We start from the raw sequence: 8,225 nt of genomic DNA, 5'->3' as shown, positions 1-8,225 counted from the left end.
TGCAAATATACAAAGACTTTTTTCATTCGCAAGTACTTTTTTAAAAATATTTTTAATAGATTTTATTACCTTTGTATCCAACAAAAAATAATATTATGTTTCATAAAAATATCAAATTAGTTTTAGCCGCTTTAATAATCGCATTTGGAATTTATCAATTTACCGAAAACGAAATTGGAAATGGAATCTTCTTATTGTTATTATCTACTATTTTTATTTTCTTATACTTTAAAAATGAGTTTATTTTATTGGCTTTTTTAAAGTTACGAAAACAAGATTTTCCGGGAGCTCAAAAATGGTTATCGCATATAAAAAACCCAGAAGCTGCTCTGATAAAAAAACAACAAGGTTATTATAATTATTTGCACGGTTTGATGGTTTCGCAAACCAATCTAAACGAAGCGGAGCGTTATTTTAAAAAGGCAATTGCTCTTGGATTGTCTATGGATCAAGATTTAGCTTTAGCAAAACTTCAATTAGCTGGTATTGCTATGACGCGCAGAAGAAAAATTGAAGCGACTAATTTAATAAATGAAGCCAAAAAGCTGGACAAACAAAACATGCTAAAAGATCAAATTAAAATGATGAAGGATCAAATGAAGAAAATGTAATTCAGTCATTTTACTCAAACTAAAAAGCACCTGCACAGGTGCTTTTTTTATTTTGAATATCCAGATGTAGGTATTTCAATTTCATATTTCTTTCCAGAATCATTAATTAACATTTTATCGCGCAACCAAGGATTGTGCAATTTCAATATTTTATAGTTCACTCCTTGAGTTTTAGCAAAAGTAGCTAAGTTGGTAATGGATGAATCTACGATAATTTTTTTAGTAGGAATTTGATAATACAACGCTTCTTTTGGAATAGAAAAACCATACTTACCTGCATTTTTCATGATTTCTTTCAAAGCTAAAATTCTAAAAACATAACGCGAGGTTTCTTCAATTAACAACAAATCATAATAATTATCAACTTGTTGTTCTTCCATTTTGTTTTTGATTCCGCCTATACCACCATTATAAGATGCTGCGGTTAAAGTCCAAGAACCAAATTTTTCTTTAGCAGCAAGTAAATACCTACAAGCTGCTTCTGTTGATTTTTCTAAATGATAGCGTTCGTCCACATGCTCGCTCACTTCCATTCCTTTTTCCTTTGCTGTTGCTGGCATGAATTGCCACACGCCTCTTGCACCGGCTGGAGAAACCGCATTGACTAAACTACTTTCAATCACAGCTAAATATTTGAAATCGTCGGGCACACCATATTTTGCTAAAATAGGTTCTATAATAGGAAAAACTTTGTTTGCTCTTTTAATTACCAATGTTGTATTGGTATGATAATTCATATTAGTAATCATTTCTTTGTCCAATCGTTCTTGAACATCTGCCATAAACGTTGGCACTTCTTCACCAGCAAAATCCATTTGCAAACTATACCCCATTGGCGCATATTTTGATCGATCAAAAACAACACCGTATAGCAAGAAACCAGCTAAGACAATTGTTAATAGAATTATAACGCTCTTTTTTGTTCTTATATTTTTCATTGTTACTTTAGTTTAAAATCAATTTAGCTAAATTTTCATTCATCCATTTAAATTTATTTAAGATCATAATATGAGTTCCGCCTTTTATTACAATACAATCTTTTATATGTTTAATAGGAAAAACCTCATCAGCATCTCCATGAATATGAATAATTGATTGGTTAACTACTTTTGGATTCCAAAACAAAATCGTCTCTATTGCCCAATCAAGATAATGTTTATCGCGAACCGATAAATATTTTTCGTATAACTTTATTCTTTTTGCAACAATATTATCTCCAAAAGCATATTTTACTAATTTTTCAATATCTGCTAATAGCTGGGTAGGAATTAACTTGTATGCTTTTGTGTTTCGAGCAATTTTAAAACGCGATGGAAATTCTTTATTTGTTTTGACGCTTGAAATAATAATTACTTTATCCGTTTGAATGATTTTTGCCATTTCTTGCACCAAAACTCCTCCAAAAGAAACCCCTATTAATACTGGATTATTATGTGTTATTTTTTGAGTCATTCGTAATGCATAGCTTTCAATAGACTCATTTTCAATGGGTAAAAACCATTCTAAAAAATACATCTCAAATTGTTCTTCAGGCAATTTGATATTTTCAAAAATTGAAGGACCTGCCGCTAAACCCGGCATAAAATAAACAGGGATTTTATTCATAGCTTCAATGTGGAAAAAGATTCGTAAATTTGCACTCTAATTGCTGTTTTCATGGAAATCAAAGATAATGAACTTTTAAGACAATTTGAAATTATTACCCCTACTGGTTTAGTGGCAATTGAATATTCTATACAAGAACGAAAATTGTTTTTGACAAAATTTTGCGCGAATGCCAATGTAGACGAAGTAGTGCACAACGATTTTATCATTCATGTCTTAGGTATTGCCGAAGAAAGAAAGTTAAAAGTAGTTCCTACTAATGCAAAATTTATTAGTTTTTTTAGGAAAAATAGAAGATATCGAGAGCTACTGCCTCCAGGGTTAATGATTTAAATCGAAAAAATCCCAAGTTTAATAAACTTGGGATTTTTTTATACTTCAACGTTTATGAATTCTAATCTTACGCTTCCGTCTTCATCAATTTTGGTTAATTTAATATCGTGTAGTGTATTGACTAGTTCAGGATTCCAGGGCGTTTTAACCTTTACATAATTCTCGGTAAAACCATGAATATAACCTTCTTTGTTTTCACTTTCAAACAAAACCGTTCTATTGGATCCAATTTGGCTTTCATAAAATGCTCTTCGTTTTTTAACTGAAAGTCCGCGGAGCATTTTACTTCTTTTCGAGCGCACATTAGAAGGAACTACTCCATCCATAACTGCTGCTTCTGTATTATCACGTTCGGAATACGTAAAGACATGCAAATAAGAAATATCCAAATCATTTAAAAAATGATAGGTTTCTAAAAAATGTTCGTCGGTTTCACCTGGAAAACCAACAATAACATCTACTCCAATACAAGCGTGTGGCATTACTTCGCGAATTCTTGTAACTCTATCAGTATATACTTCGCGTAAATAGCGACGTTTCATTTTCTTTAAAATAGCATCTGATCCCGATTGTAATGGAATGTGAAAATGCGGAACAAAAGTTCGGCTTTTAGATACAAAATCAATAGTTTCGTTTTTTAGTAAGTTAGGTTCGATGGAAGAAATTCGCAAACGTTCAATTCCTTCTACTTCGTCTAAAGCTTTTACTAAGTCTAGAAAAGTGTGTTCGTGTTTTTTATTTCCAAATTCACCTTTGCCATAATCGCCAATATTTACTCCTGTTAACACAATTTCTTTGATGCCTTGTTTGGATATTTCGAATGCATTTTTCAATACATTTTCTAAATCATCACTTCGAGAAATTCCTCTAGCTAAAGGAATGGTACAATAGGTACATTTATAATCGCAACCATCTTGCACTTTTAAGAATGCGCGCGTTCGATCGCCTATTGAATAACTTCCTACATAAAAGTCGGCCTCTTCGATTTCACAAGAATGCACTTCTCCTCTATCGTTTTTTGACAAATCGTTAATATAATCCGTAATTTTAAATTTTTCGGTAGCACCTAATACTAAATCAACGCCATCAACTGCAGCGAGTTCTTCAGGCTTTAATTGGGCATAACATCCTACAGCCGCAACAAACGCTTTATCATTCAGCTTCAATGCTTTTCTAACAATTTGCTTGAATTGTTTATCGGCATTATCAGTTACCGAACAAGTGTTGATTACATAAATATCGGCAATTTCTTCAAAATCAACCCGTTCAAAACCTTCATTTTGAAAATCACGAGCAATCGTTGAAGTCTCTGAGAAGTTTAGTTTACATCCTAAAGTGTAGAATGCTACTTTTTTTTTGTTTTCCATAAGTAAAGTTCAATTAATGAAATCGTTGTCAAAAAATTGAGCCGCAAATCTACGGACAAAAAATAAAGTACCAAAATAAAAAACAAAAAGGCTTGACGAATGTCAAGCCTTTTAAAAATTCTTAAATTCCCCCTACAGAACTAAAAATCTTATTTTAATAGTGTAAAGATATATAATAATTATTCGGAGTATTAATACTTTTAAATTAATGTTGATTTTTAAGGTATAATCGTGTTATTATAGATAACAAACGTTAATAATGAGTAATTAGCGTTTGTTTTTTAGTCTAAAAAAAAGCTTGACAAAAGTCAAGCTTTTTAAAAAATTCTTAAATTCCCCCTACAGAACTAAAAATCTTATTTTATAGTACAAATTTACATACTTTAGTCTTAAACGATTTACACCATTCAATAAACGTATAAAATTAAGAAATATTCGTATATAAAAACGACTTATTCTTTTCTGTACTTTTTAGTTTCCTCAAATACATGGGTTAATATTGCAGCATCTTGATGGGTAAATTCAACATTTCTTCTTGCCATAACAATTTTTGCAGTTTCAAATGCTTTACTTGTTATATAGGTCGAAAACCCAGAAGCACCACCCCAAGAATAGCTAGGAACAAAATTTCTTGGAAATCCAGCACCAAAAATATTCGCCGAAACTCCCACAACTGTTCCGGTATTAAACATCGTATTGATACCGCATTTACTATGATCTCCCATCATTAATCCGCAAAATTGCAAACCGGTTTTTGCAAATCCTTCAGTTTCATAGCTCCAAAGGCGTACTTCTTCATAATTGTTTTTTAAATTGGAATTATTTGAATCAGCACCAATATTACACCATTCACCCAAAACCGAATTTCCTAAAAAACCATCATGCCCTTTATTAGAATATCCGAATAAAACCGAATTATTAACTTCACCACCAATCACTGAATGCGGACCTACAGTTGTGGCGCCATATACTTTTGTGGCCAACTTTACTCTTCCTGATTCGCATAAAGCAAAAGGACCTCTAATAACAGAACCTTCCATAATTTCTGCATTAGCTCCGATGTAAATAGGACCGGTTGAAGCGTTTAGAGTTACAAATTCAAGCTTTGCTCCTGCTTCAATGAATATATTTTCTGGTGCAATTACATTTACTGATTTAGGAATTGGCTGCGACACTCTATCTTCCGTAAGTAATTCAAAATCCTCTCGAATCGCACGATCGTTTTTAGAAAAAATATCCCATGTATTTTCGATGCGCAAAAATTCGCCTTCATAAACAACCAAATCATATTGTTCAAAATTTACTTCCTCTTGGGTGTCATTTGTATAAAAAGCAACGATTTCATCACCAAAAACCACTGCTTGATTTTGTTCCAAATTTTGAATTAAATCAACTAGAATAGCATTTGGTAAAAACGAAGCATTGATCATGATGTTTTGCTCCATTTCAACCATTGGATATTTCTCCATCAAATACTCTTCTGTCAAAGTAGTTGTAGTTGAACCAAGGTGTTTTTCCCATTTTTCACGTATGGTTAATATTCCAATACGAATATCCGCCACAGGACGAGTAAACGTAAAAGGAAGTAACGCATTGCGAACGGTTCCGTCAAAAAGTATATAGTTCATTTATAATTTTATTATTTCTAAATATCAAAAATACAATTTATTCCATAAAAAAAGCCTCACAAAATGTGAAGCTTTTTTATTATGTTGAAAAAGCAATAAATTATTAAGCTTTTTTAGCGTATTTGCTGTTGAATTTATCAATACGTCCTGCAGTATCAATAAGTTTAGATTTACCAGTGTAAAAAGGGTGAGAAGTTCTAGAAATCTCCATTTTGAAAACTGGATACTCAACACCTTCGTGAGTAATTGTTTCTTTAGTTTCTACTGTAGATTTAGTAATAAAAACATCCTCGTTTGACATGTCTTTAAAAGCTACTAATCTGTAATTTTCTGGGTGAATACCTTTTCTCATTTTGTAAATCTTTTTATTAAGCGATTATACTATGTTTCGCGGCTTTAGTGTGCTAAAGGTGTAAACATTTTATAACCTTTTTGTTTATAAACTTTTTAATTAGGGTGCAAAATTACATTTTATTTTTAATTTACCAATGTTTCTGTAACTTTTTTTTATTTTTCATCTCTTATAGAGTAACGAGAAGAATTCTTATATTTGTAAATTAATTAAACCTAAATAAACTATGAACGAAATTATTAAAAAGAACGGAATTAAATTTGGAGTAATCGGTGGATTATTCAGTGTATTTTATATTATATCAATGTATGTTGTTGATTACAACTTATTCATCAATATTTGGCTAGGTGTTACTGTAATGCTTGTTTTTCTAACAATTGGTGTTTTTCAGTTAATTGAATTGAGAAAAAGCTTAGGTAGTTTCATGACTTTTAAAGAAGGATTCACTGGGTATTTTATAGCTTCTTTGATAGGTATATTAATTTCTACTTCTTTTTCAATTGTTTTATTTAATGTTATTGATACTGCGACAAGAGACTTAATCCATGAAGCACTTATCACTTTTCAAGTAGAAAATTTACAAAAATGGAATGTTCCCGCAGCTGAAATTAAAAAAGCCATTGATGATATGAAAGAAATGCCTCAATTTTCAACATTAGGTTTATTATATGGTATTTTAAAATCATTACTAGGTTCAATTGTATTTGGATTAATTCTTGCTGCAATTTTCAAAAAAAACAAACCTGTATTATAATTCAATGAATTTATCCATAGTTATCCCATTATTAAACGAGCAAGAATCGTTACCTGAATTACACCATTGGATTGTAAAAGTGATGAATACACATAACTTTTCTTATGAAATCCTGTTTGTTGATGATGGTAGTACTGATGCTTCTTGGCAAACTATTACCAATCTTTCAAACGAAAACCCAAATGTAAAAGGCATTCGATTTTTAAGAAATTATGGAAAATCGCAAGCATTACACGCTGGTTTTGATAAAGCTCAAGGTGATGTTATCATTACTATGGATGCCGATTTACAAGACAGTCCCGATGAAATTCCAGAGTTATATCGTTTAATCACCGAAGATAATTATGATTTGATTTCGGGTTGGAAGAAAAAGCGGTACGATTCTGTTGTAGCCAAAAATATTCCATCTAAATTATTCAATTGGGCGGCTCGAAAAACATCAGGCGTTTATTTGAACGATTTTAATTGCGGATTAAAAGCTTACAAAAATATTGTTATTAAAAATATCGAAGTTTCGGGTGAAATGCACCGCTATATTCCAGTTTTGGCAAAAAATGCAGGTTTTTCAAACATTGGAGAAAAAATAGTAATTCATCAAGCCAGAAAATACGGAAATTCTAAATTTGGAATGAGCCGATTTATCAATGGATTCTTGGATTTGATTACGATTTGGTTTATTTCTACATTCGGAAAACGACCTATGCACCTATTCGGATTATTGGGTTCTATCATGTTTGTAATTGGATTTTTATTCGCTTTCTATTTAGGAATTGACAAATTATTCATCAATACCTCAGGAAGATTAATCACAGAGAGACCACAATTTTATTTGTCGTTAACCGCAATGCTAATTGGAACTCAATTATTCTTAGCAGGATTTCTGGGCGAAATTATCTTACGAACCAAAAATAACGAAGAGCGTTATAAGATTTCAGAAGTATTATAGCTTGAGATCACAAATTTTGACCTCAAGTTTAATCACAAACTAAATTTCATTATTAAAATTAAAAATGCATATCGAACAAAGTATTTTAAATAAAGTAAACGAATGGTTAACCCCAACTTTTGACGAAGCAACTCAAAACGCAATCAAAGAAATGATGACTTCAGCTCCTAAAGAATTGGAAGAAAGTTTCTATAAAAATTTAGAGTTTGGAACAGGCGGAATGCGCGGTGTTATGGGTGTTGGAACTAATCGTATCAACAAATATACTTTGGGAAAAAACACACAAGGTTTATCAGATTATTTATACAAATCGTTTCCAAACGAACCTTTAAAAGTGGTCATCGCATACGATTGCCGTCATAATAGTGATACGTTAGCAAAAGTGGTTGCCGATGTTTTTTCGGCAAACGGAATTAAAGTGTATTTGTTTTCAGAAATGCGCCCAACACCAGAATTATCTTTTGCTGTTCGCTATTTGAATTGCCATGCAGGAATTGTATTAACTGCTTCTCACAATCCGCCAGAATACAACGGTTACAAAGTATATTGGCAAGATGGTGGCCAATTAGTTCCACCTCAAGATGCCGAAATTATAAAGATAATTGAAGAGTTGAAATACAGCGAAATTA

The 8,225-nt window shown here is 31.7% G+C and carries 9 protein-coding genes and 1 pseudogene; 5 read left to right on the top strand and 5 right to left on the bottom strand.

Annotation, left to right across the window (positions count from 1 at the left end):
- Nucleotides 1–95: 95 nt before the first annotated feature.
- Entirely contained in the window at nt 96–611 is a 516-nt protein-coding gene (locus ACIQZC_RS07230; protein WP_396138564.1) for a DUF2892 domain-containing protein, read from the top strand.
- 47 nt (nt 612–658) lie between these two features.
- Here the strand turns inward: ACIQZC_RS07230 and ACIQZC_RS07225 are convergent, their stop codons facing one another.
- Both ACIQZC_RS07225 and ACIQZC_RS07220 read right to left on the bottom strand, forming a co-directional pair.
- Entirely contained in the window at nt 659–1,549 is an 891-nt protein-coding gene (locus ACIQZC_RS07225; protein WP_396138563.1) for a lytic transglycosylase domain-containing protein, read from the bottom strand.
- A 7-nt stretch (nt 1,550–1,556) separates the two neighbouring features.
- Nucleotides 1,557–2,216, bottom strand: coding sequence for an alpha/beta hydrolase (locus ACIQZC_RS07220; RefSeq protein ID WP_396138562.1), 660 nt, complete (start codon nt 2,214–2,216; stop codon nt 1,557–1,559).
- A 51-nt stretch (nt 2,217–2,267) separates the two neighbouring features.
- Here ACIQZC_RS07220 and ACIQZC_RS07215 point away from each other — a divergent pair, with 51 nt between their 5' ends.
- Nucleotides 2,268–2,549, top strand: coding sequence for an N-acetyltransferase (locus ACIQZC_RS07215; RefSeq protein WP_396138561.1), 282 nt, complete (start codon nt 2,268–2,270; stop codon nt 2,547–2,549).
- 38 nt (nt 2,550–2,587) lie between these two features.
- Here ACIQZC_RS07215 and mtaB read toward each other — a convergent pair whose 3' ends face one another.
- From mtaB to ACIQZC_RS07200, 3 genes are all read right to left on the bottom strand, one after another.
- Nucleotides 2,588–3,916 (bottom strand): tRNA (N(6)-L-threonylcarbamoyladenosine(37)-C(2))-methylthiotransferase MtaB, encoded by a 1,329-nt coding sequence (gene mtaB / locus ACIQZC_RS07210; protein WP_396138560.1) that lies wholly within the window; start codon nt 3,914–3,916, stop codon nt 2,588–2,590.
- Nucleotides 3,917–4,368: 452 nt separating this feature from the next.
- Nucleotides 4,369–5,544 (bottom strand): GlmU family protein, encoded by a 1,176-nt coding sequence (locus ACIQZC_RS07205; protein WP_396138559.1) that lies wholly within the window; start codon nt 5,542–5,544, stop codon nt 4,369–4,371.
- Nucleotides 5,545–5,647: 103 nt separating this feature from the next.
- Nucleotides 5,648–5,896, bottom strand: coding sequence for a type B 50S ribosomal protein L31 (locus ACIQZC_RS07200; protein WP_396138558.1), 249 nt, complete (start codon nt 5,894–5,896; stop codon nt 5,648–5,650).
- Between the two features lie 226 nt (nt 5,897–6,122).
- On the opposite strand from ACIQZC_RS07200, the gene ACIQZC_RS07195 reads away from it, so the two are divergent.
- From ACIQZC_RS07195 to ACIQZC_RS07185, 3 genes and pseudogenes are all read left to right on the top strand, one after another.
- The gene (locus ACIQZC_RS07195) at nt 6,123–6,650 is read left to right on the top strand and encodes a DUF4199 domain-containing protein (protein ID WP_396138557.1); all 528 of its coding nucleotides are present in this window, start codon (nt 6,123–6,125) and stop codon (nt 6,648–6,650) included.
- A 4-nt stretch (nt 6,651–6,654) separates the two neighbouring features.
- Entirely contained in the window at nt 6,655–7,596 is a 942-nt protein-coding gene (locus tag ACIQZC_RS07190) for a glycosyltransferase family 2 protein (RefSeq protein ID WP_396138556.1), read from the top strand.
- 64 nt (nt 7,597–7,660) lie between these two features.
- A pseudogene (locus ACIQZC_RS07185) lies at nt 7,661–8,225 on the top strand (phospho-sugar mutase); the annotation flags it as partial.

Source organism: Flavobacterium sp. (assembly GCF_044338735.1).
Lineage (GTDB): Bacteria > Bacteroidota > Bacteroidia > Flavobacteriales > Flavobacteriaceae > Flavobacterium.
Note: the sequence above shows the minus strand (reverse complement) of the source record. Positions and strands in the feature narration are given on the sequence as shown.